Source organism: Desulfovibrio sp. TomC (assembly GCF_000801335.2).
Classification (GTDB): domain Bacteria; phylum Desulfobacterota; class Desulfovibrionia; order Desulfovibrionales; family Desulfovibrionaceae; genus Solidesulfovibrio.
In genome coordinates, this window is record NZ_JSEH01000009.1 from 31,918 (window position 1) to 54,606 (window position 22,689).

Consider the following 22,689-nt stretch of genomic DNA (forward strand, 5'->3'; position numbering starts at 1 on the left):
CATGCCTCCTCAGGTTTGGATCAGAGTCCGGGGAAGGACAGAATGCAATCAATCATACAGGATATGGCTGGCAACGCAACAGACTGCGCATGTTGGTTGTTGTGGCAATGATGGGTGGGTGCCGCCGGGGTGCGCCCCGGCGGCGGGTTGCTACGCCTTGGCCGGCGTGCGGATGAACTGGGTGAAGGCCAGGGAGACGACGCCCAGGCCCACGCCGATGAAAAACGGGATCTTGTAGTCCACCATCCACAGGATGCCGCCAAGGACAGGCACGACCACGGCGGCGATGTGGTTGATGGTAAAACCCATGGCCATGCCCGAGGCCATGTCTTCGGGAGCGGCGATCTTCTGGTAGTAGGTGCGCACGCCCACGTTGAAATTAAACAGCAGGTAATCGAGCACGAACATCGTCCCGGCTATGATGTGGGAGTCGGTGTAGGCGTAGACGAGAAAGACGACGATCATGCCGGCGTATTCGATGGACAGGAGCTGGCGTTCGCCGAAGCGGTTGATGGCCCGGCCGATCATGGGATTGAGGAAATAGTTGATGGCGTTGTTGATGACGAACAAAATGGTGATGGACTGGATGGAGTAGTCGAATTTCTTGACCAGCAGATAGACGGCGAAAACGATGAAAATCTGACGGCGTGAGCCTTCCAGGAAGGTCAGCAGGTAGTAGAGCCAGTACTTGCGCCGCAGGTACATCTTCTTTTTCTGGGGCGCGACATTGGTTTCGCAGGGTTTCTTGCAAAGCCCCCACACGCCGACCATGGCCACCACCGCGCCGACCACGGCGAACATGCCCTTGTAGCCCATGGCGTCGGCCATGAAATAGATGAGGATGCCAACGGCAATGTTGGCCAGGGCCCCCACGGCCCGGATGCGCGAGAGCACCACTGGGGCCTCGAAGGTGTTGAAATGCTGCAGCGTGAGCGATTGGTTGAGCGGCTCGTAATAATGAAAGCCCGTGGACATGACGAGCGTGGTGGCGGTCAGGCCCCAGAAGCTTGGGAAATAGCCGGTGGCGGCCAGTCCGATGCCGAGCACCAGGATGGACAACGAGGCGGCGCGCTGTTCGGTCAAGAGCAGCAGCACATAGATGACGAGCATGGAGAGAAAGCCCGGCACCTCGCGGATGGACTGGACGAAGCCTACGGCGTCGGCCCCGAGGTGGGCGGTTTCCACGGCGAAGTTGTTTATAAGCGTCTGCCAGGCCTGGATGCCGGCCGTGGAGGCGATGGTCGAGACGAGCAGGAACAGGAGGATGTCGCGGCGACCCGTGGCCTGCAGGGCGTCGCGGGTCAGCGCATATTCCGGGCGGGCCGGATCGAGGTGTGCTTTCACGGGATGATGGTTGGCTTGTGGGTGGCGAGCCAGAGTTGCAGGACAAGGAGCGTCCAGAGTTTTTTGCGATGATCGGCCGCGCCGGTGGCGTGTTCGCTCACCAGGCGGGTGATTTCCTTGGGGTTGAAGATGCCCTGGTCGGTCAGATGGCGTTCCCCGAGCAGGACATCGACTTGCGGGCGCAGTTGTTTGCGCAGCCAGTCGGCAGTGGGGATGAGGAACCCACGCTTGCCGCGTCCCAGGATGCCCTTGGGCAGCAGATCGGCCACGGCCTTTTTGAGCAGATATTTGCGTTTGGTCCCGCGCAGTTTGTAATGCGAGGGCAGGCGGCAGACGAATTCGGCCAGATCGCGGTCCAGGAAGGGGGCGCGGGCTTCCAGGGAGTGCATCATGGAGCAGCGGTCGACTTTGACCAGGATGTAATCGAGCATGTACTGGCGGGCGAAGACGTAACCGACCCGGGCCAGGGGATCGTCGGCGGCGTAGCTGTCAAAAAGCTCCCGGGTGGGGGCAAAGAGCTGTTGCGGGGCGAGCATTCCCGGGGCGGGATTGCGCCACAGGCCGGCCTGGGCCTCGGCGGTGAAGGCGGACAGCCAGGTCTGGACGCGCAGCCACTGGGGGGCGGTTGCGCCGGCCAGGAAGGTGTCGGCCACAAACCGGGGATTCACGTAGCCGGCCGAGTGGGGGAGCATTTTGGCCAGCGGTTCGATCAGGCGGCGGCGCACGAAGGCCGGCAGCTTGTCGTAGCCGGCGGCCAGACGAAAGGCCGGGAAATATTCATAGCCGTAAAACAGTTCGTCCGGCCCGTCGCCGCCCAGGGCCACGGTGACGTTTTCCCGGGTCACCTGGGAGAGCAGGTAGGTGGGCACGATGGACGGATCGGCCATGGGTTCGTCGAAGCGGGCCACGATTTCCGGCAACAGCGAACCGCAGGCGTCGGCCGAGAGGATGCGCTCGTGGTGGTCGGTGGCAAAGCGCGAGGCCACGAGCCTGGCGTAGCGCGATTCGTCGTAGGAGGCTTCGGTGAAGCCGATGCTGAAGGTCTTGATGCGGCTGACCATGCCGGCGGTCAGGGCGGCCACGGTGGAGGAATCGAGGCCGCCGGAGAGAAAGACGCCAAGGGGCACGTCGGCCACCAGCCGGCGTTTGACGGCCTGGGCCAGGAGCAGGCGCAGCTTTTCGCAGAGTTCCTCTTCCGACTCTTTGGGCTCGGGACCGGGCAGGGGCATTTCCCAGTAGGGCGCGGTGGTCAGTTGGCCGTCGCGCCACAGGAGATAATGCCCGGGGCGCAGCTTGAAGACGTCTTTGTAGATGGTCTCCGGGGTGGGCACGTATTCGTAGGCCACAAAGCGCATCAAGGCGGAAACCGGCGTTTCCAGGCGCAAAAAGGGCAGCTTGGCCAGGGCGGTCAGTTCCGAGGCAAAGGCGAAGACGCCGTTTTGGATGGTGTAGCAGAACGGCTTTTTGCCGAAGCGGTCCCGGGCGGCAAAGAGCGTGCGACTGGCCCGGTCCCACAGGGCAAAGGCGAACATGCCTTCCAGGGCGTTCAGGCCCTCGGGGCCGTCGAGCAGCCAGGCGGCCAGGATGACCTCGGTGTCGGAATTGGTGCGGAAACGAAAGCCCCGGGCGGCGTAGCGGGCCTTGAGTTCCCGGTAATTGTAGATTTCGCCGTTAAAGGTGACGACGGCCCGGCCGTCCGGATCTTCCATGGGCTGGGAGCCGGCGGCCAGATCGATGATCGACAGGCGGCGGTGGCCCAGGGCGGCCGGGCCGTCGATGAGCAGGCCTTCGCCGTCCGGGCCGCGATGGGCCATGGCCCCGGTCATGGCGGACAACAGCGCCCGACGTTCGTCCGCCGGCGGCGGCGTTGCTGTCCCGGGCCAGATGAAACCGGCAATGCCGCACATGGCTAACGGGACCTCCTGACGGGCATGGTGGCGAAGAAATCGAGGATCGACCGGGTGTTGGTTTCGGGGTCGAACAGGGCGGCCACGCGGGCCTGGCCGGCTTTGGCCAGGGCCAGGGCGGCGTTGCGGTCCCCGGCCAGGGCCATAATGGCCTCGGCAATGGCTTCCGGGTTGCGCTGGGGGACGAGCCTGCCGGTGACGCCGTCTTCCACCACTTCCGGGATGCCGCTGACGTTGGTGGCCACCACGGGAATGCAGTGGGCCAGGGCCTCCATGATGACGTTGGGGATGCCGTCGCGGTCGCCGGAGGCGTGGATGACGCTTGGCATGATGAAGATGTCGGTTGCGGCGTAGAGTTCGCTCATGCGGTCGTGGCTGACAAAGCCGGGCAAAAAGACCCGGGCGCGCAGGCCATGGGCCCGGATGCGGCGGCGGATGCGGGCGGTCGGCAGGGGCAGCCCGGCTCCGACCAGGGTGAGCTGGAAGGGGAAATTGCGGCGGGCCAGGAGGGCGCAGGCGTCGATTAAGACGTCAAAGCCCTTGGTGCGGCAAAACCGGCCCACGGCCAGCAGGCGGTAGGGCGGCTCCATGTGCACGGGCGAGGGGGTGCGGCCGGTCAGTGTCAGGCTGTTGTAGATCTGGCGGATTTTGCCGGCCGCCTGGGGGGCCTGTCCGGCCAGATAGGCGATATTGGCCTTGTTGTTGGTGTGGACAGCCACGGCGGCGCACAGTTTTTCGGCCAGTGCGCCGTCTGGCGGGTAGATGTCGCCGGCCCGGGCGGAAAAGGAAAAGGGCAGGCCGGTCAGGCGCGAGGCCACCCAGGCGGCCGTGGCCGGACCATTGGCCCAGCCGGCATGGATGTGTTCGATGCCGTCGGCCAGAAACCGCCGGGCCAGGGAAAATCCGGCGCACATGGCCAGGATGTTCTCGCCGGCCACCTCCAGGCAGCTCCAGCGCCGCCAGGGAATCGTGGCCAGGATGCGGGCCGATTCGATGGGCTTTGTAAGCAGCCACCAGGCCATGTCGGCCAGGACGGCGGGAATGGCCCGCGCGCCGAGCCGGGTGACCGACGGAGCCACGGCAGCCATCTGGGGCGAAAGGTGTTTGCGGGCCTCGCCATAGAGGGAATAGACCGAAAAGGGCATCCCGGCGGCTTTGGCGTTCTCCACCTCGCGGAAAATAAAGGTTTCCGAGGGCAGTGGATACCACAAGAGGATATAGGCTGTTTTGGGAAGGCTCAAAATATGTGCTCGCCGGACAGGGCTTGGCGTTTGGGACTCCGGCGGCGTTGTAGTCCAGGGAAGCGGTGCCTGTAAAGGCGTGGGTTGGAACGGCAAAGGCTTGCGTGTCCGGCTGCGAACGGCTAAAGCTTATGGTGGGGCCTGCCGCATCCGGAGGCTTCGGGCAAGGGCAGGCGGACGGATACATCACAAATAGCCCACAGGGGCCAACGGCATTCGAGGGCGGCGATGGCGCAAACCAATATTTTGCTGGAGACGGGGACCAACGAGCTTGAGATCATCGAGTTCTACATCGATGAGGATACCGAGCCGGGCGGCAAGCCGTACCGGGCGTATTACGGGGTCAACGTAGCCAAGGTGCTGGAGATCATCCGGTTGCCCAAAGTCACGGAGATGCCCCAGACGCCGCACCCCTGCGTGATCGGCACGTTCAACCTGCGCTCGCGGGTCATTCCGCTGATCGATCTGAGCCTGTGGCTCGGCAAGCCCATGGCTCGGGACGAGAACACCAAGGTCATCGTCTCGGAGTTTAACAAGGTCATTAACGCCTTCATGGTGTCGGGCGTCACCCGCATCCACCGCCTGAGCTGGTCCGAGGTGGAACCGCCCTCGGGCTACGTGGCCCAGTTTGCCGCCAATAATTTCACCGGCGTGGTCAAGTTCCCGGACCACATCGTGTTGCTGCTCGATATGGAGCAGATCATCTGGGATTTAAATCCCGCCCTGGCCATGAAGACCGAGCGTGAACGGGAACAGCTGTCCGTGCCCGATCCTGCCCAGGCCCCCTTGAAGACGCTGGTGGTGGACGACTCCAACTCCATTCGCCGGCTCATCGCTTCGTATCTGGAAAAAGACGGATTCGAGGTCATTCAGGACATTAACGGGCAAAACGCCTGGGACCGGCTGGCGGCATGGCGCGAGGCGGCCGCCAAGGGCGGCGCGCCGCTCACGTCCAACGTCAGTCTGGTTGTGACCGACATCGAAATGCCATCCATGGACGGGCATACGTTGTGCAAGAAAATCAAGGACGACCCGGTGCTCAAGACATTGCCGGTGATCCTTTTCTCGTCGCTCATTAACGACCAGCTGTACCACAAGGGTTTGTCGGTCGGCGCGGATGACCAGGTGACCAAACCCGAGGTCGGCACCCTGGCCGAGCGGGCGCGAAAGCTCATCGAGGCCAGCCGGGCCAAGGGGTAGAGCAGCCCCGTCCGGCCTGGATTTCGGGGCTGCCCGGGGCCGGCTGCGGCGATCTCAAGGCCTGCGTCAGCTGGTCTTCGCCCTGGCCGGGGGCTGGTTTCCGGCCGCGGGCTGCGACGACGTCAAGGCCGGCGCCTGGCTCGATCGGCCGAAATGGTGCTGCGGTCGGGAGCGGCAGTCGCCTGCGCCGGCCTGCCAGGCTTGGCAACGGCCGACAGGCGGTGCAGGGCATGCGGGGTACCCGCCCTGGTACGGACGGGTTGTTTGTCCGGGACTTTGACGTGTGGGCGGTCGCAATCCATGCATATGCTGCTTGTGGTTCGCAAGGGACGGGCCAGGGACCGATTTGTCGAGGAGCTTTCCCGGCTTGGCGCAGGGTGCGACGTGGCCGATACGCCGGAAGCATTGGTGCAGGCGGCCCGGCGTCGGCGCTACAACGGGGTGCTCTTTGACGTGCCGACCCTGGTTCGGGAAAAACAGCTGGACAAACGGCTGTTGCAGCATCTGGCCGAGATTTATCCTTCGGCGCGCCTCAAATATGATCCGGTCTCGGATCTGGTCTATGCCCTGGGCACGGACGCCGGGCCGCCGTCGCGGGACGGACTCTCGGTGTTTGTGGCGGCCTGCCGTGATTTCCTGCCGCGCAGCCTGCGCCGCGGGGAGCGGGTGGAGGCGAATCTGCCGGCGGTGTTGCGGCGAAGCCCTCCGGGGGACGGGAGCCTCGGCGCAAGCGGCGAAATGACCTGCACGCTCAATGTCTCCTATCTGGGCTGTTTCCTTTTTACGACCGCCCTCTGGGCTGTGGGGGACGCAGCCTGGGTGGAGTTTCCGGATGTGCTGGAAGGGGCGGTGCCGGCGCGGGTGGTCTGGCACGAAGCCTGGGCGCGGCGTCGGGCGGTGCCTGGGGTGGGCCTGGCCTTTTTGGAGATGCCGGAGGCGCTGCGCGCGGAATTGAGCCGGCTCGGCTGCGAATAGGATGTGCCTGCCAAACCAGCGGAACCCGCTGAAATGGATATTGCATGTGCGGGCAAAGGGCTTTAAACAGCCTTTCTGCGGAGGGATGGCCGAGCGGTTTAAGGCGGTGGTCTTGAAAACCATTGACGGGGTAACCCGTCCGGGGGTTCGAATCCCTCTCCCTCCGCCAAATGATGATCCAGCCAAGTCCGATACGATCCAAAAAGTAAGTAAATTCAGCGAGAAGTCCCGGAAAGATAGTCCGGGACTGTCTTTTAACGTCCATTGACATCCGGGGGCAAGAGGGGGCAGGAATGGGGGCAGCGCCACGGAATGGCAAAGGAGTTGCCCCCGATGCTCACAGATACCGCAGTACGAAACGCAAAACCGGGAGCCAAAGCCGTCAAGCTGTTTGACGGTGGCGGCCTGTACTTGGAAGTTGCCCCGTCTGGGGGCAAGTGGTGGCGGCTCAAATATCGCCACGGGGGGAAAGAGAAGCGTATTTCCCTCGGCGTCTACCCTGCTGTGGGATTGAAGGACGCCCGTACCCGCCGTGACGAAGCGCGTAAACTCATTGCCAATGGCGTGGACCCGAGCAAGGCCCGTCAGGAAGAGAAGGCAGAGGCTGCAGCCGAGGCCCTGACCTTCGAGCATGTGGCCCGTGAATGGTATGAGCGCTTCAAACCCAAGTGGTCCGCCTCCCACTCCCTGGACGTGATCCAGCGGCTTGAAAAGAACGTCTTTGCCTCCCTTGGTCCCAGGCCCATCCGCGACATTACCGCTCCCGAGCTTTTGGCCGCCGTCCGACTTATTGAAGGCCGTGGAGCCGTTGAAAGCGCCCGCCGCATCCTGCAAATGTGCGGTCAAATTTTTCGCTATGCCATCGCCACGGGACAGGCTGATCGGGACATTGCCGCCGATTTGCGCGGATCGCTGCCTCCTGCCAGGGAGAAGCACCACGCCAGCCTCACGGACCCCAAGGCCGTGGCACAACTGCTGAGAGCCATAGACGGTTACGAGGGCTCTATGGTGGCTCGTTGCGCCTTGCGTCTTGCCCCGCTTGTTTTTGTCCGCCCCGGCGAACTGCGCCATGCGGAATGGTCAGAAATCGACTTGGACAAGGCCGAATGGCGCATTCCCGCTGCCAAGATGAAGATGAAGGAGCAACATATTGTGCCGCTGTCCCGGCAGGCCGTTGCCATCCTGCTGGAACTGCATCCCCTGACCGGGGCGGGCAAGTACGTGTTCCCGTCCGTGCGGACCTCGGCAAGGCCCATGTCCGAAAACACCGTTTTGGCCGCCCTGCGTCGCATGGGCTACACCAAGGACGAAATGACCGGCCACGGCTTTCGCTCCATGGCAAGCACCCTACTCAATGAAATGGGCTGGAACCGGGATGCCATCGAGCGCCAGCTTGCCCATGCCGAGCGCAACGCTGTCCGGGCGGCCTATAACTTTGCGGAGCATTTGCCCGAGCGCCGCAAGATGATGCAGGCCTGGGCCGACTACTTGGAGAAGCTCAAAGCCGGGGCGAAGGTGACGCCGCTGCACGCGGCGGCTGGCGAGTAGACGACATTTCCAGGGCCTAGCCGGGGCCTCATGAACCCCGGCGAAAAGCCGCTTCCCTGGCGGCCTGGCCCTGGATCAATTCAGGGATGAAGCCGAGGGGGGCTTAAAATGCCTGACGACGTTGTTAGCCGCGAGGATGTTTTTACCGCAAAGGAACTCCTGGCAAGGTGGAAATGCTCCACATATGATCTTCATTGCATGTCGATGGAAGGAGTTATAAAACCTCTTGTCGTAAATTCGATTATCGACAATGGCGGAGAACTGTATTTTGTATGCAAACAAGGGTATGGAATTGTTCAAATTAGATCGAGTCATCCACACATAAAATCGTACTGGCAACCTGAGCTATATGTATACTTAAAGAAAGAAGTTGATGATTTTTACGATGAATATAAATCAGTAATGAATGAAGTGTTTATTGGCCATGAGCAAACACTTTCCTGCGATGCCCCCCCTGTAGAGACTTGCCAAACAATAGCCGACCTTGAGCTCCGGCTTGAAGAGGCCACGCGAGAACGTGACGAAGCCATACGGGTCAGGGACGCCTTGGCGGGCAGGGCAGCTGCGCTTGAGGCCGAGCAAGAAGCGCCTGCAAGCCAAGAAGCAACTCCGGGGAATGCCAACATGCAGCTCGGTAGCCTCAAAACCCGGGTTAAAGAACTGACGGCCGGCTACGCAGGTGCCGCTAGGCTGGCCCACTTCATAACGTCCGAGGGGCCGAAGCAAGGCACCAACCCCTGGTCGGAGTCGGAAGTCTTGGCCCTGGCTGGCGAGCTTGGCGTCACTATCAAGGGTGACTGCCTGAAAGCCTTCAAGGCAGGGATGCCACCCGAGCTTGTGAAGAAGGGCGCTGGAGCACGCCCGACGATTCCCCGCGAAGAATCCACCGACGTCGTGGGAAGCTAGACAGAACAAGGCTTCCTGGCGATTCCAAGAATTACCTAGCCTCGTGGAGAATGCCCCGGTGTCGTCAACGATGCCGGGGCATTTTGTTGCGATGCCTGGGTATTATTTACGACGCGGGGGGTATTTTTCGCTTGAATAGTCCAACAAATATCAGGGCCAAGTGATCCGGGCCACCTGCATTGGTGGCCATACACAAAGGAGCTTGGCCCATGACTACCCCACAGAACCTTTCCGATTCGGCTTTGTTGCGCCTACCCCAGGTGGTGGGCGACCAGAAGCGCGGTATTGCCCCCCTTGTCCCTGTCTGCAAAAGCACCTGGTGGCAATGGGTCCGTGAGGGCAAGGCCCCGAAGCCTGTCCGCATCGGACCGCGTTGCGTCGCCTGGCGCGCCTCTGAAATTCGGGTCTTTCTTGATGGCCTGAAAGCGTAGGGGGCGTAGCATGTCGCGCAAGAAAAAGGCCTCACGCCCTGACCGGGGGCACGAGGCCAAAAAGAAAAGCGGAAACACGTTCCCCGCCCTCATAGCGCTCCCAGGCAAATGGTGCAACGCCTACATGACTGGTCATGTTCCCCTGGCCGTAAGGGCAGCAGCCCTGGACGTGCTTGGCAAGCCCTGTGTGCTGTGTGGACGCTTATCTCGGTTCGCCGGGGCTATGGAATCGCCCGTAGTACTTGTGGGGCCGCCTCCCGGACCGGCAACCGTCATAGTCGGCCTATGCAAGGCTTGCGCCCCAAAAGAGTTGAGGGAGGGACGCGTAAATGCGTTGCGGGAATCTCCCGAAGCCGTTGAGAAGATCCTTTCCGCTGTCCTCTTCGCGCTGGTCCCGCCGGCATCGGGGGCGGATCAATGATCGACCTCAACGCCTATGCGGCCGAACGCTCCGGCCGCCATCCTCCTGAGGGTGGACCCGGACAGGCGTCCAACTTTTGCGACCCTGTCGTCATCGCCGCCGCGCTCCGTGAAGCGGCGGCTGAGGAAGTCAGGCCGGGGGAGGAACCGGGCCAGGCGGCCGAGGTCGCCAGACTGCCGCCACCTCCTGCCGTGCCGATTCATGTATTTCCAGCCCCCATTCAGGATTCTCTCACGGCAGCGGCCGAAGCCTTCCGTGTTCCGTTGGAAGTTCCTACCTGCGCCGTCCTGGCCATGGCCGCTGCTTGTATCGGCCGGGCTCGAGGCGTCATCATCAAGGCCGGCTGGGTAGAACACGCCAACCTGTACCTTGCTCTGGTAGCAAAAAGCGGGCTGGGCAAGTCGCCATGTACCCGGGCTTTCCTTGGGGCCATCTACAGGGCGGAAAAAGGTTGGAACGCGGAATGGAGCGAGAACCAGGACCGTTGGCAAGAAGAAATGGATGCTTGGCAGGATGCCAAGCGGAAGCACCGTCGCGGAGAAGGAGACGATCCCGGTCCCAAGCCCGATCAGCCTCGGCGGCGGCAACTGGTCCTTGATGACGCCACCATAGAATCCATCACCGACGCCCTGACCGAAAATCCCCGCGGGCTGCTCTGGTGCCGGGATGAACTGGCCGGGTTGCTGATGGACATGGACAAGTACGCCGGCAAAGACGGGGCCACAAAAACCCGCCTCATGAGCGCCTACGACTCCGGGTCCTGGAAAGTGTCGCGCACGAATAAGGCCCGGATCGGGTTCATTGAACACGCAACCTTGTCTATCTTCGGCACCGTCCAGCCTAAGACTTTGGCCGGGATCTTCTGCGGACACGACGCGGCATCCGGTTTCCTTCCCCGGTTCCTTTTCATTCGAGCCGTGCAGGATAAGCCGGCCACGTGGACGGACGCGACATTCGACGGCCGCGACCGGGAACGTATCGACAGCCTTGCCGCGTCCCTCCTTGCCCTGGACTTCGGAGACGATGGGAAGCCGGTCATTATTGGCGTGGATGGCGCGGCGAAGCGGCTTTATCGGGCATGGCATGACCGTCTTGCCATGGAAGCGTGGATGGGCCCCGATGACGATTCCGATTCCCTCCTGTCCAAGCTGCGCGGCCAATGTTTGCGCCTGGCTTTGATCCTCCACGAAATGCACGCGGCAATCCTTGAGCGCGATGATCGAGCGCCGGTTGAGGAAGAAACCATGGCCGGGGCCATCGCGCTTTCGGATTGGCTGCGGGAGCACCAGGGCCACGCCTGGAAGCTCATTGGGAGCGCCGGCCAAGTGGTGGAAAGCGCTCCTTTGGATGTCCGGGTAGCGACCGCCATCGTGTCCCTTGAGGGGGAGATACAAGGCGGCCGGCTGCCCACGGCCAAGGTGGCCGAGAAAGTCAACGCCGGCCTCGACCCCTCATTGCTGGTCGACGTGCGAGCCGTGGGCAAGGCTTGCTCTCGGCTCGGCCTAACCATGGTCAAGACGAACGGTCCTCGGATGATCGAGGTCTTCCCCCATGTGCTCACACGGATGCGCGTTATCGGAAACGCCACAAACGCCACAAACGCCACAAACCCATGAATAGTGCGGTTTCCCGGGCGTGGCGTTTCCAACACAAACGCCACAAACGCCACTCGCCCCGTGGCATTTGTGGCATGAGTGGCGTTCCCCTAGAGGTAAATTAAGATGCCGACAATTTTGGATTTTATGCCTTCTGGAACCTTGAAGCACGTGGCCGGGACCGATGGCGGCGAATGGGCCGGCCCTTGTCCGCAATGCGACGGCCGCGACAGGTTTCACGCTTGGCCCAACAAGGGCCAGTCGGGGAAATTTTGGTGCAGGGCCTGCGGTTGGAGCGGCGACGGCATCCAGTTCCTTCGGGATATGGACGACCTGTCCTACCCGGAGGCCTGCCGGCGCTTCGGCGCGACGCCGCGTCCCGGCCGCCGGGCCATGGCTCCCCAGCAAAAGGCGGTCTGGACTCCCAAGCCTTCCGTTCTGCCGTGCCCGGCCTGGCTGGCCACGGCTGCCGCGTTCGTGGACTACGCCGCCGGCGTGATGGCCGCGTCTGCCGAGGGCCAGGCCTACGCCCTGGGGCGCGGGCTGACGCCGGAGACGATCCGAGCGTGCCGCATAGGTTGGAACCCGGCCACGATCTACGATCCCCGCGAATCCTGGGGGCTGCCGCCCGAGCTCAACCCGGAAACGGGCCTCCCTCGGAAGGTGTGGGTTGCTCGGGGCCTAGTCGTGCCGACCTTTCACGCCGGGCATGTGGTGGCCCTGAAGGTGCGCCGGCCGGATTGGCGCGAAGGGGACCCTTTGCCAAAGTACGCGGCGGTCAAGAGGAGTTCCCAAGGCCCCATGGCCCTGGCCGTGGCTCCAGGCCGCCCCGTGGCCATCGTCGAGGGAGAGCTTGACGCGCTTCTCATCCACCAGGCGGCCGGCGACCTGGTTGCGGCCATGGCCATGCGCACGGCCGAGGGCCGGCCCGATGCCGAGGCCCATGCGCTCCTCAAGGATGCTCCCATGATCCTGTGCGCCTTGGACGCCGACGCCGCCGGCCGCAAGGGCTGGTTGTGGTGGCGCGCCAATTATCCCCAGGCCAGGCGGTGCCCGCCGATCATGGGCAAGGATCCGGGCGAAGGCATGAAAGCCGGCCTGGACCTGCGAACCTGGATCATCGTCGGCCTTTCACTGTTCGAGCCGCGGCCCAACCCCGAAACTCTCCACGCACCTGCCCGGCGGGACGAACTCCCGGCCTGGGCTTTGTGAACAGTTCTAGTGGGATGACCAAAAGGAGGAATAACATGCTGGACCAAAAGCACATTACCGCTTTGCGGGAGGAAATGGCCGTAAGTCAAGGCTGGGTCAATTTGGCGAACGCCGCGTCGTTTCTCTGGGACGTCATTATGAGTGACCAGCCCTTGAGCGAAGCCGGCACGGAAGAGTTTTTGCGCTTGGTCCGGGAGAGCATGGCCGCCGTTCGGACCAACAACACGCGAACGGTCCAGTAAAGGAAGGATGGCTGCTTTCTCTCTGTAAAAGTAGCGATAATATCAGATACATTTAAATGAAACCACGACGAATAGGAGAAGTCACCATGGCCAATTTTCAGACTCCGACGCCTGTGCAGATTACCCCCATCGATTTAGGGGAGATCAAGAAAGAAAATACCCTGGCCGCCATGTACAATCAGCGGCTTCAGGATGCGCAATACGAGACGGGTTCGAGGAACGCGTTAAACGACGTCCTCAAGGCAGACCCGAATGCCACAGGTCAAAACGTCCTCAGCCAGATGGCGGCCAGAGGGTTTGGCAAGGAGGGGCAATCTTACTCTTACAATTGGGCGAACCGGCAGCATGCCAACCTGCAATACGAAATGGATCTTCGCAAAGAGGTGTCCAATCTGATCGGTTCGGTCACGGACGAGAACAGCAAGAATCAGGCAATCGACTATATCCAGTCGAAGTTCCCGGACGCCGACTTCAGCCAATTCCGGGCCATGCCCTGGCAAGATGCAGTGAAGCAGGGGAACAACTTCGCCCTTGGTGCTGCCGGTAGGGTTTCCCGAGAGCGTCAGGACAAGGCCGCCGTCGCCGCTGGTTATCAGCCGGGCATGGACCTCTCTACCCTGCACACGGCCCAGGGGATGGAGAACGCAGCTGCCGCCGAGGGGCGGGCACAGGCGGTGTTCCCCGGCCAGCAGCAACAGCAGGCCGCGACGCTGGAGCACACGCAGGCCAGCACGGATGCCCTGAAGGATCGTCGCAAGGTCGTCATGATGCCTGATCCCAGCGATTGGACTGGAAAGAAGAAGATCCCCGGAATCCTTATCCCCGGGCAGAATGGGGAACCCGACACCACCATGCCCTTAAACTCTAATGCCGGCGGCCAGGGTTTCGGCGGCAACGCTCCGCAATCTGGAAGCATGACTCCGGGTGCTTCTGCCGGGGCGCAGAATGGAACCGGACAGGTGTACGTCCAGCGCGGGAACGGTCAAATCCTGACGCCTGATACGGCAGCCAAATACGCCAAGGCGGCCGGGGGTGACCGGGCCAAGGCAGAAGAAATGGCCCGCGCCGACGGATGGGGCTGGTAGGAAGCACTATGGGAAATCCATTCGACGAAGTGTACGCGGGCCAAAACGCTGGGCCGTCGCCACAGACCAACCCCTTCGACGCGGTCTTCAGCGGTGGCCAGTCGCAAGGGGGCAATCCGTTCGACCAGGTCTTCGCCTCCGATGGCCAGACGGTCACCGACTACGGCGTCACGCTCCGCAAGGCCCTGGATCGGACCGGCGCGGCCATGGGCTACGGGATGCAAAAGCTCGGATTCGATGAAACCGGCCAAGCTGTCCGGGACATTTACCACGGGCGCGAGGCGACCGCGCCGCCGCAGTCCGAGAGCTTTAAGCGTCAGGAGGCCATGCCCTGGACTGAGGCCATCAAGCATCCGGTTACGGCCGCTGGGAAGCTTGCCGGGGATGCTCTGTCCGCTGCGCCTGACATGGCCCTGGCTACCGGGGCCACCTTGGCAACAGGCGGCCTTGCCCTGCCTGGAGTCGTTGGAACGGTTGCCGGCGGCGCGGCTGGCGGCGCTGCCTTCGGTCTTTCTGGGGCGGAACGGGCAGCCCATGAAATCGAGACGATGCCTGAAGACCAGCTTCGGGGTACGCCTGCTTTTCTTGACGCCTATGCCAAAACTGATCCCAACCTTCCCGAGTCCGACCGTCTGGCCCAAGCGCGCAAAGGGGCGGCCGATGCCGTAGCCCGGGCCACCATGGGCGCGAATGTCGGCGTTGGGGCCGTGGTCGGACCTGCCGGCGGTGTGGCCGGCGGTCTGGCAGAAAAAGCCCTCCCTGGTCTTGCCGGGCGCGTGGCCTCGGGCGCTGTTGGCGGATCGTCCTTCATGGGCGGCATGAAGGTGGCGGAAAACGCCGTGCACCAAGGCTATATCGATCCAAACACCAGCCTGACAGAAGGAGTGCCTGACGCTCTGGTCGGCGGTGGTGTCTTTGGTGGTGCGCATGGTGTGGTCAAGGGCAAGGGAGTAGCGGCCGGCGATCAATCCGCCCGCATCGACACCCGCGCCACGGCGGATTCGCTTCACGGCGTGGCCGATGCTTACGACGTGGCGAAGCTCAACGCCACGTCGTTTCCTGGATCTACGGATGGCAATCACCTTTCATCGGATCAGCTTGGCCAGTTCATGGCCGCCACGCCTGCCGGACAGGCCTTGGGCAAAACCATCTCCGACCTGCGTGCCGCCGGCTATGCCGCCCTGGCCGACAAGCTGCAGATCACCAGCGCCAACGCCGGGGAACATGCACCAAAATCGCTGCATTATCGCGGCGAGGCCGTGGACACCAACGCCCGGGGATTGACACCTGACGAACAGGCCACAGTGGCGCAGTTCGCCGGGCAAAACGGTCTTATGCGCGACGTTGCCGGCGAACCCTGGCATTACAGCTACCGTGGACAGGTGCAGCAGTCTGGAACGGCGACTGCTGGCCAGCCCGCGCCTTCCGGACCGGTCGGCCCGGCGCAGAAAGCCGCCGACGCCGTGGGGGCTTCCGATATAGGCCCGTTCCTGTCCCGGGTGATCGATGCAGAATCGAGCGGCGACTCCAACGTCAAGGCCGGAACTTCTTCGGCGTTTGGCCTGGGCCAGCTCACCCGAGACACCCGGCAAGCTGTCCTGGACAAGTACGGCGTCGATGCGTGGTCGAAAGACCCGGAACAGCAAATGCTGGCCCTGGCCTATCTCGCTCGGGACAGCCGCACGGGCTTGGCAAAATCCCTGGGTGTCGAGCCGTCCCAGGTCACGGACGGGCAACTCTACATGACCCATTTACTTGGGGAGGGTGGTGCTCGGCGTTTCTTCACCGGTATGGCTGCGAACCCGAATGACTTGGCCACCAAATACATTAGCCCGGAGGCAGGGACCGCCAATAAGTCCATCTTCCTCGCCAAGGATGGCCGGCCGCGCACGCTCCAGGAGGTCTATGATCTCATGGCGGCCAAGGTCGCGCCGAAGGACGGGGAGACGTCGGCCCGGCCCGAAACATCGGCCCCGGCCGGCCAGATCGGCCCGGAGGCATCGGCCGCGCCCGAGTCCTGGCCGGTGCGCCCTGAACTGGACGCCTTGCGCCAGGACATGGAGACGCGCGCCCCGGGCATCGTGGAAGGCCAGGGCAGTCCCTGGGACACCCGTCTGCCGGCTGATCGCATCAATGAAGGCCTGGGCCTGGACACGCCGCTTGGCCGCCGGGCCGAGCTTGAGTCTCTGCGCCAGGACATCCAGGGCCGGGACGTGGCGGCCAGGGCGGCCGACGAGATGGGCGCACCCGTGCCGGCGACCGAAGCCGCCAGGATCAATGAGCGGCCGGCACTGCCTGAGGGCCAGGGTTTTGACCTGGTGCCCGACGGCATGCGCCAGGACCGGCTACCGGCGAAGCTCGAAGACGCCCCGACCATGCCGGCCCAGGACATTCGCTTCCACCTCAACGACAAGCCGGCCGAAGCCTTCCAAGGCATTCGGCCCGAAGACGTCGCCCACGGCATCAAGGGCTATACCGAGGCGGCCCCGGGTGCGGCACCGGTGCGCATCGTGCGGTCCATGGACGAACTGCCGCCGCACATTCTCGATCAGTACCGCCGGTCCGGCGAGACCGGGGCCATTGAAGGCGTCTACGACCGGGGCAGCCGGGCCGTGTGGCTGGTGGCCGACAACCTGGAGAGCAAGTCCCGGGCCGGGGAAATCTGGCTGCACGAGAACGTGGCCCACCACGGGCTCCGGGCTGTCTTCGGATCGGACAAGGCCTTTGACGGGTTCCTCAAACGCAGTGCGCAGTTCTACGGCTACGGCAGCGACCATATTGCCATGGAAGAGCACATTGCCCGGCTGGCCGAGAAGATGAATGTGGGTCAGGCGCTGACGCCCAAAGAGCGCAGCCTGTGGGGCAAATTCGTGGACTACGTGCGCGGCTGGCTGGTCAAGCACGGCTGGGCCACGCCGAAGGACGCGGACCTGCACAGCCTGCTTCAGGACTCGCTGACCCGCATGGCCAGGGGCGGAGAGAGGGGAGCTGGCTCATTGTTCCCGGACCAGAGTGCGGCGTTCAGCGCGAAGGAAGACCCCAGGCAGTACCGTGCATTTCTGGAAGGTGAACCCGTTGTCCGGTTGCGGGGAGATGAATTTCCACGGTTTCCGAAGCTCGGGCAGTTGGCCCAGGCCGTCGGTGATTGGTGGGCGAAGAAGTACGGGAACAATATCCAGAATCCCGAGCTAGGGGACATCACCATCGATCAGCGCGGCGCAAAATCTTCCGTCGCTCATGGGATGGGGGCCGAGAAGGGCGCGGCGTTTGCGGCTGTCCCGGATATCCTCTCGAAAGGGAAGGTGATCGGCCACGAAATAAGAGGAGATGTAGACGGCTATTTCGTGGGCGCTCCCGTCCATATCGCGGGGAAAGAATATGTGGGTATGGCCTTGGTCAAGAGGGACGCCAATGGCCAGAGGTTCTATCTGCACGAGGTGGTCTTAAAAGAAAAGCTCCAGCGATCCATCAAAACCGGGGCCCCCGATTTCTCGGGCGAGCGGACCGGAGGAGTCGCTGGAGCCTTCAGAGAAATATTAAGTCGCATTTTTGCCCCTGGCAAGCCCGGCGACGGCGAGGGGCGGTTCTCGGCGCGGCCCGAAGACCGACTTGAGGCCGATACCGACGCGGCGGTCAAGTCCATAGCCGAAGGCATGAAAAAGGACATAGGTCCCCTGGCCCGCTGGCTGGGAACCCCCGACTATACCTTCCAGAAGCACCCGGTGGCCAAGGCGATTTATGACGTCTTCCGCAACCGCGTGAACCGCGCCCACGAAATTCTCCATACTGCCCTGGACCTCCCGGACGGCGCCACGGTCATGGACAAGTGGAAATCCCTTTCCGAGAAGTCCAAGGCCATGGTCAATCAGATCATCGACGTGGCCGACGTGCGGGAGATTCGCCGCCCGGCCGTCGAACCGTGGATGGCCGAACAGAATATCTCCGAGCCTGTCAGGGAGATGTACCGGATCATGCGGGACAAATACGACGCCCTGCTTGATGAGCGGCTTCGTCCCTACAAGGAGATGCTGGAAAAAGGCGTCAACCCGGACATCCAATACCGGGACTCTGACGGCAAGCTGGTAACGATGAGCCTCAAGGAGGCCGTAGGCGAGATGGGGCAAATGCGCGGCTTCTATGCCCCGCGCATCCGTCAGACCGGCGACCTGGCCGTGCTGGCCCGGCGCAAATTGCCCGGCGGTGACTTCGAATATGCCCGGCACCATGTCGAATGGAAGCGCCAGGCAAAGGGGCTGGAAAAGGAACTCCGCGCCAAGGGCTGGGAGATCACGGGCATGGAGCCTGTGGCCCGGCTGGGTGAGGGCACACAGCAGGCCATTGCCCGACTTGGAGAGGTGGCCAAGGTCGTGGAGAGCACGGCAAAGGGCATGAAGGGCGTTCCCGACGACGCCAAGAAGGCGTTCCTTGAACAGTTGGTGGCCGAAATATCCGACGACATCAAAGCCCGCGGCTTCCGTTCTTCGGCCATCCGCCGCACCGGCCGGGAAGGTCGCGTGGTCCGGGGCTACATTGAGGACGCCGGGGAACGCTTCGCCCAATACGCCCAGCGGACTTCCTACGGCATCGCCAAGATGGAAGCGGCTCAAAACGCCGTGCGGTCCATGTTCGCCACCGGTCAGGACGGTAAGTTGCTGCTCGATCCCCGCCGGGAGCCTCGCACCTTTCAGATGGTGCAGAACTACCTGCAGGACCAGCTTCGGAACTCCGAAAAGGCCGACCGGGTCATATCGCTTGGCAAGTCCATCGCCACGTTCAAATTCCTGGGCTTCAACGCCAAGAGCGCCTTGCTCAACCTGACCACCCTGGCCACACAGGTTCCACCGGCCATGCGGGTTTATGCCGGGGACAGCAAGGTTTCCTTGTTGCGTTGCGATGCCGAGCTTGTCCGGTCGCTCCCCGATGCAATAGCCTTCATGCTCGGCAAGAGCAGAAAGAACCTGTCCCCTGACGAGCGGGCCTTCCTGGGGGAGATTCAGCGCAAAGATCTGGATGACCCGCAGTTCGCCCGGGAGGCCTTCAAGAGTTATCAGGCCACAGCTGGTCGCGTCTGGTCCGGGGCAATGAACAAATCCATGCTGATGTTCGGGGCCACAGAGCAGTTCAACCGCCTGTCCACCCAGCTTGCCGGGTACCGCGTGGCCCGACTGGCCGGGTTCGGCCACCAGGAAGCCATGGAGCGGGCCTTGACGGCCTCTGACCGGGCGCACGGCGTCTATGGCCGCGAGGCCATGCCAGAAGCCGCCTGGGGCACCAATGGCGGGGCGCGGCTTATGCAGCTTGGGTACGTCTATAAGAAATACGCCCACAACACGCTTCAGCTTTTAGCCGACGTGTGGGGCAAGGGCGATGCCCGATCCTTCATGCACTTGCTTGCCGCGCCCTTGGCCCTTGGCGGCGTCTCCACCGGCATGGGGGCGCTCGGCTGGGCAGCGGCCAAAGCCATCTATTCGACCCTGGGCGATTCCCGCGACCCCAAGGAAGCGTTCTTCTCCTGGGTGCGGAACGTGCTGGGCCAGGACGCTGAGCAGTATGCCCGCTTCGGCGCGTTCGGTGCGCTCGGCATAGACGTGTCCGGTTCCATGGACACGCAGGTCAGGATGCCCGGAACGCTCAAGGATCTGGCCGGCCCTGTTGGCGGTGTGGCCAATGACCTATTTGGAGACCAGGGGGCCGCCCATTACCTCGCCACCGGGCAGCCAGGGAAGGCCCTGGAAAAGACGTTGCCGACAGGCATTGCCAAGCCGCTCCAGGCCATGCGCGAGGCGGAAACGGGCGTCACGTCCAGCAAGGGCTATCCGCTGCGTGATGAGCAGGGGAAGAATTACATGCCTACGCCCGAGGAGACGACGGCGAAGGCCCTGGGTTTTCGACCGGCCAGGGAAGCCCGACTCAAGGACATGGATCAGGCCGCCCGGACAGAGGAGCGCGCCTTCCAGGAACGTCGCCAGGACATCATGGAGGCCTACCGGGCGTTCACAGCGGCCGGCGGCACGGATCGGTCCCGCATGGACGTCATTGTTTCGGACATCGCCAAGTTCAACGCCGACGTTGACCGTATGGACCGGGCCGATATCCAGCCCATCACCCAGCGTTCCATTGAAAGCTCCCTGGCCAGCTTCAGGAACCCCAGCAAGCAGGAGCTTGGCCGGCGTGGCATTGGGGACGCATCGGAGGCTGACCCCATCGGTCCGGAGAACTTCGCCCTGGCTGAACAGATGGTGCGGTTTCGGGAGGTGAAACACCAGATCAGCCAGCTTTACGCCCAGGCCCAGGAATTGGCCGATGCCGGGCGCGTTGCCGATGCCCGGGAGCTTGCCCAGGGAAACGGTTTGATCCCCAAGCACGACCTGATCGAACAGGTGCAGGGCGTTTTCCGGGATGCGGCCGAGCTTCGGGAAGCTGCCGAGAAAAACCCGCGTATCTCCGGGGCGCAGCGCGAGGCGGCGCGACTGCAAGCGGACCATATGGTGAAGCGGGCGCTTCACGAGTTCGAAACCAGATCGGCCGGCTGGCGGTAGGCCCGGCAACGCAGAAGGCCCCGGCGAGGATAGCGTGTCGGGGCCGTGTTTTGCCCAAACGCGCGGCACCTAATAAAAAGGAGGAGGCAATGGCGGAGATTATGATTCGCAGCGCACAGGCCATTGCGAAAGCGATAGGAGAGCATCGAGGTGCGATCCCCGCGTTGGTCAAATTGGAAGGCCTGCCGGCTTGACAGAAGAACGGGAAAGGCCCCTGGTGAGCTTTGCCCGAGGACCTGGCCGAATGGTTACGCGGGCAGCGCATGAAACATGCCCCCGCTTCCCGCCAAACGCTCCGCGCTTAAAAAAAACGGGGAGAAACGGTGGTGACCTGCGAATTGAAAGTCTGCCCGGCCTGCGGCGGCAAGATCGGCGTCATTGACACCCGGGCGCTCGAAAAGGAGATCGTGCGCATTCGCCTCTGCCGGGGATGCCGCCGGCGGCTTGAGACGGTGGAGGCGGTGGCGCGAGTGGTTTATGCGGGTGAGGTGCGTTATTGATTTTGAAAGCCTATTATCTTGCAATCAGGGGGGCAAGAACATGGTCAAAGAGAGGGAAAAGCCAACAGTCGGCGTGTCGGACCGGATTTATTTTGACTTCAAAGGAGGGAAATCCGCGACCTCCAGCGAGGGCGAAGGCTGGCTTGAAGGATCGTCAGAGCCAGGCCAATACCGCCCGTTGTCTCGATTCAAATGGTTGCGGGTTCTGATTGGCCGGTTCCTCGGGCGTTGATGTCAGCCTCTATCTATTGCGAACCAATGGTTGGTCGCTACGACCTCCGAGGCCGCAAGGCCATTCTGGCGTTCTGGGGGGTGGCTGCTTGGTCTGCTGTTGAACGGAAGCGCAGGGCCGGCGCACCCGTACTGAAAGACTCTCGCGGCGTATGGACGGCCTGCAGCGCCGACCTGGATGCGTGGAGCGCGGGGAAATGGCCGCCAGGCAGCCCGGCAGGTGAGGGGCAGGGATAGGCTGGCCCGCGGGCTACTTTCCCCGCGCCCGCAACCACCCAGCCAAGGCATCCCGGCCAAGCATTCCCTTGCCGAGCAGCTCGAACACCATGACGCGCTCCGATTCGGGGGTCTGGACAGTGTCCGTCGATCCGCTGGAGGCTCAGGGAGGTTGAGACGGTGACGTGACTGGCGTATAGCGGGCAATTTTACCTGCCCCAATAGCCAATGTTATTTTATCCCTCTATTCCTCCTGTAGCCGAAAAATCCTAAGACTCCGCCAAGTAATGACCAAGCTATCGCTTTACCTATGGCTTCGCCCCAGTTTATATCCACAATAAATGCGGGGAGTATGTCGTATATAGTTGTCCTGTAGGCAAACTCTTCGCTGGGGATTACAGATGATATTATCGACTGAAAAATAGGTTGGTATAATATCGCATGTTCATCAACAGCATAGCAGAATATTTTTATATATCCAGTATTGGTAGGTATGATTCCTTCTACTATAGAAACAGAACCGACGGCAGGTATGTTTGCCTTTGAAAACACCCATAGAATTTTCTGGTTTTTATCGTAGTATTTCCTTCCTTCTCTAAAATCAGATACCAAGCCATTCATTTCTTTTTCTTCTTTATCGTAATGATTTTTAAATGATTGTTCTGATATTTTTTGTAATTTTGCCTCTTGAATCCTCCCTGGGTTGCTTATATTGATCAAAATATATGGATAAGAAAACCATCTATTTGTATCTTTTTGCTGAAATGCATAGTTATTGCGCGGAATAGATGGTTTGTTTGTGCGAGCAATAATTTCGTCTTCTGTTGATTTGATTACGTCTGCCGGGACTGATATCCATCCAGGTGGAAGTGTAATGGAGAAGTATTTGTTTTTGAATGTTTCGCAAGCGCCATTTATTGGGGAAAAACATGAAATTAATATTGCTGCGATGGCCATGAAGCTAGCATACCCCATGTCTTATCCCTCCTAAGGCCTGAATGATATCGACTGTGTAAACCAGTCGCCTGATATCTGGCATCTGATCCCGATGTTTGGCAAGAACTCCTCTTCGATATCCGCTCCTTTGGTGACGGGT

General features: G+C 62.0%; 15 protein-coding genes and 1 tRNA gene. 12 read left to right on the top strand and 4 right to left on the bottom strand.

What is annotated here, in order from left to right:
- Positions 1-150: 150 nt before the first annotated feature.
- Genes NY78_RS10180 through NY78_RS10190 form a run of 3 tightly spaced genes read right to left on the bottom strand, consistent with a single transcriptional unit; the run spans position 151 to position 4,492 of the window.
- Positions 151-1,344 (bottom strand): MFS transporter, encoded by a 1,194-nt coding sequence (locus NY78_RS10180; protein ID WP_043635208.1) that lies wholly within the window; start codon positions 1,342-1,344, stop codon positions 151-153.
- Entirely contained in the window at positions 1,341-3,251 is a 1,911-nt protein-coding gene (gene asnB, locus NY78_RS10185; protein WP_043635211.1) for an asparagine synthase (glutamine-hydrolyzing), read from the bottom strand. The genes NY78_RS10180 and asnB overlap by 4 nt, the downstream gene beginning before the upstream one ends.
- A 2-nt stretch (positions 3,252-3,253) precedes the next feature.
- Complete coding sequence (locus NY78_RS10190; RefSeq protein ID WP_043635214.1) at positions 3,254-4,492, bottom strand: glycosyltransferase family 4 protein; 1,239 nt, start codon at positions 4,490-4,492, stop codon at positions 3,254-3,256.
- 228 nt (positions 4,493-4,720) lie between these two features.
- Here NY78_RS10190 and NY78_RS10195 point away from each other — a divergent pair, with 228 nt between their 5' ends.
- From NY78_RS10195 to NY78_RS24680, 12 genes are all read left to right on the top strand, one after another.
- Positions 4,721-5,692, top strand: a complete 972-nt coding sequence (locus tag NY78_RS10195) for a chemotaxis protein (RefSeq protein ID WP_043635216.1) — start codon at positions 4,721-4,723, stop codon at positions 5,690-5,692.
- Between the two features lie 300 nt (positions 5,693-5,992).
- Positions 5,993-6,667, top strand: a complete 675-nt coding sequence (locus NY78_RS10200) for a PilZ domain-containing protein (protein WP_156180916.1) — start codon at positions 5,993-5,995, stop codon at positions 6,665-6,667.
- A gap of 79 nt (positions 6,668-6,746) precedes the next feature.
- A tRNA-Ser gene (locus NY78_RS10205) sits at positions 6,747-6,836 on the top strand.
- 164 nt (positions 6,837-7,000) lie between these two features.
- Positions 7,001-8,215 carry a tyrosine-type recombinase/integrase gene (locus NY78_RS10210; RefSeq protein WP_043635219.1) on the top strand — a complete coding sequence of 405 codons (1,215 nt, stop codon included), beginning with the start codon at positions 7,001-7,003 and terminating at the stop codon, positions 8,213-8,215.
- 108 nt (positions 8,216-8,323) lie between these two features.
- Positions 8,324-9,121 carry a hypothetical protein gene (locus tag NY78_RS24675; protein ID WP_156180917.1) on the top strand — a complete coding sequence of 266 codons (798 nt, stop codon included), beginning with the start codon at positions 8,324-8,326 and terminating at the stop codon, positions 9,119-9,121.
- Between the two features lie 209 nt (positions 9,122-9,330).
- Positions 9,331-9,552 carry a helix-turn-helix transcriptional regulator gene (locus tag NY78_RS23685; protein WP_082139960.1) on the top strand — a complete coding sequence of 74 codons (222 nt, stop codon included), beginning with the start codon at positions 9,331-9,333 and terminating at the stop codon, positions 9,550-9,552.
- A gap of 417 nt (positions 9,553-9,969) precedes the next feature.
- Positions 9,970-11,589 (top strand): DUF3987 domain-containing protein, encoded by a 1,620-nt coding sequence (locus NY78_RS10225; RefSeq protein WP_043635227.1) that lies wholly within the window; start codon positions 9,970-9,972, stop codon positions 11,587-11,589.
- Between the two features lie 126 nt (positions 11,590-11,715).
- On the top strand, positions 11,716-12,780 hold the full coding sequence (locus NY78_RS10230) for a primase-helicase zinc-binding domain-containing protein (protein WP_197084229.1): 1,065 nt from the start codon (positions 11,716-11,718) through the stop codon (positions 12,778-12,780).
- Between the two features lie 35 nt (positions 12,781-12,815).
- Positions 12,816-13,022, top strand: a complete 207-nt coding sequence (locus NY78_RS10235; RefSeq protein WP_043635230.1) for a hypothetical protein — start codon at positions 12,816-12,818, stop codon at positions 13,020-13,022.
- 86 nt (positions 13,023-13,108) lie between these two features.
- Positions 13,109-14,107 carry a hypothetical protein gene (locus NY78_RS10240; RefSeq protein ID WP_043635233.1) on the top strand — a complete coding sequence of 333 codons (999 nt, stop codon included), beginning with the start codon at positions 13,109-13,111 and terminating at the stop codon, positions 14,105-14,107.
- A gap of 8 nt (positions 14,108-14,115) precedes the next feature.
- A complete protein-coding gene (locus NY78_RS10245; RefSeq protein WP_043635235.1) occupies positions 14,116-20,646 on the top strand; it encodes a PLxRFG domain-containing protein in 6,531 nt (2,176 codons plus the stop codon).
- Positions 20,647-20,969: 323 nt separating this feature from the next.
- Positions 20,970-21,146 carry an NrdR family transcriptional regulator gene (locus tag NY78_RS24680; protein WP_156180918.1) on the top strand — a complete coding sequence of 59 codons (177 nt, stop codon included), beginning with the start codon at positions 20,970-20,972 and terminating at the stop codon, positions 21,144-21,146.
- Between the two features lie 678 nt (positions 21,147-21,824).
- Here NY78_RS24680 and NY78_RS24685 read toward each other — a convergent pair.
- Positions 21,825-22,568: a hypothetical protein gene (locus NY78_RS24685; protein ID WP_156180919.1), complete on the bottom strand. Its 744-nt coding sequence runs from the start codon at positions 22,566-22,568 to the stop codon at positions 21,825-21,827.
- Positions 22,569-22,689: the final 121 nt, after the last annotated feature.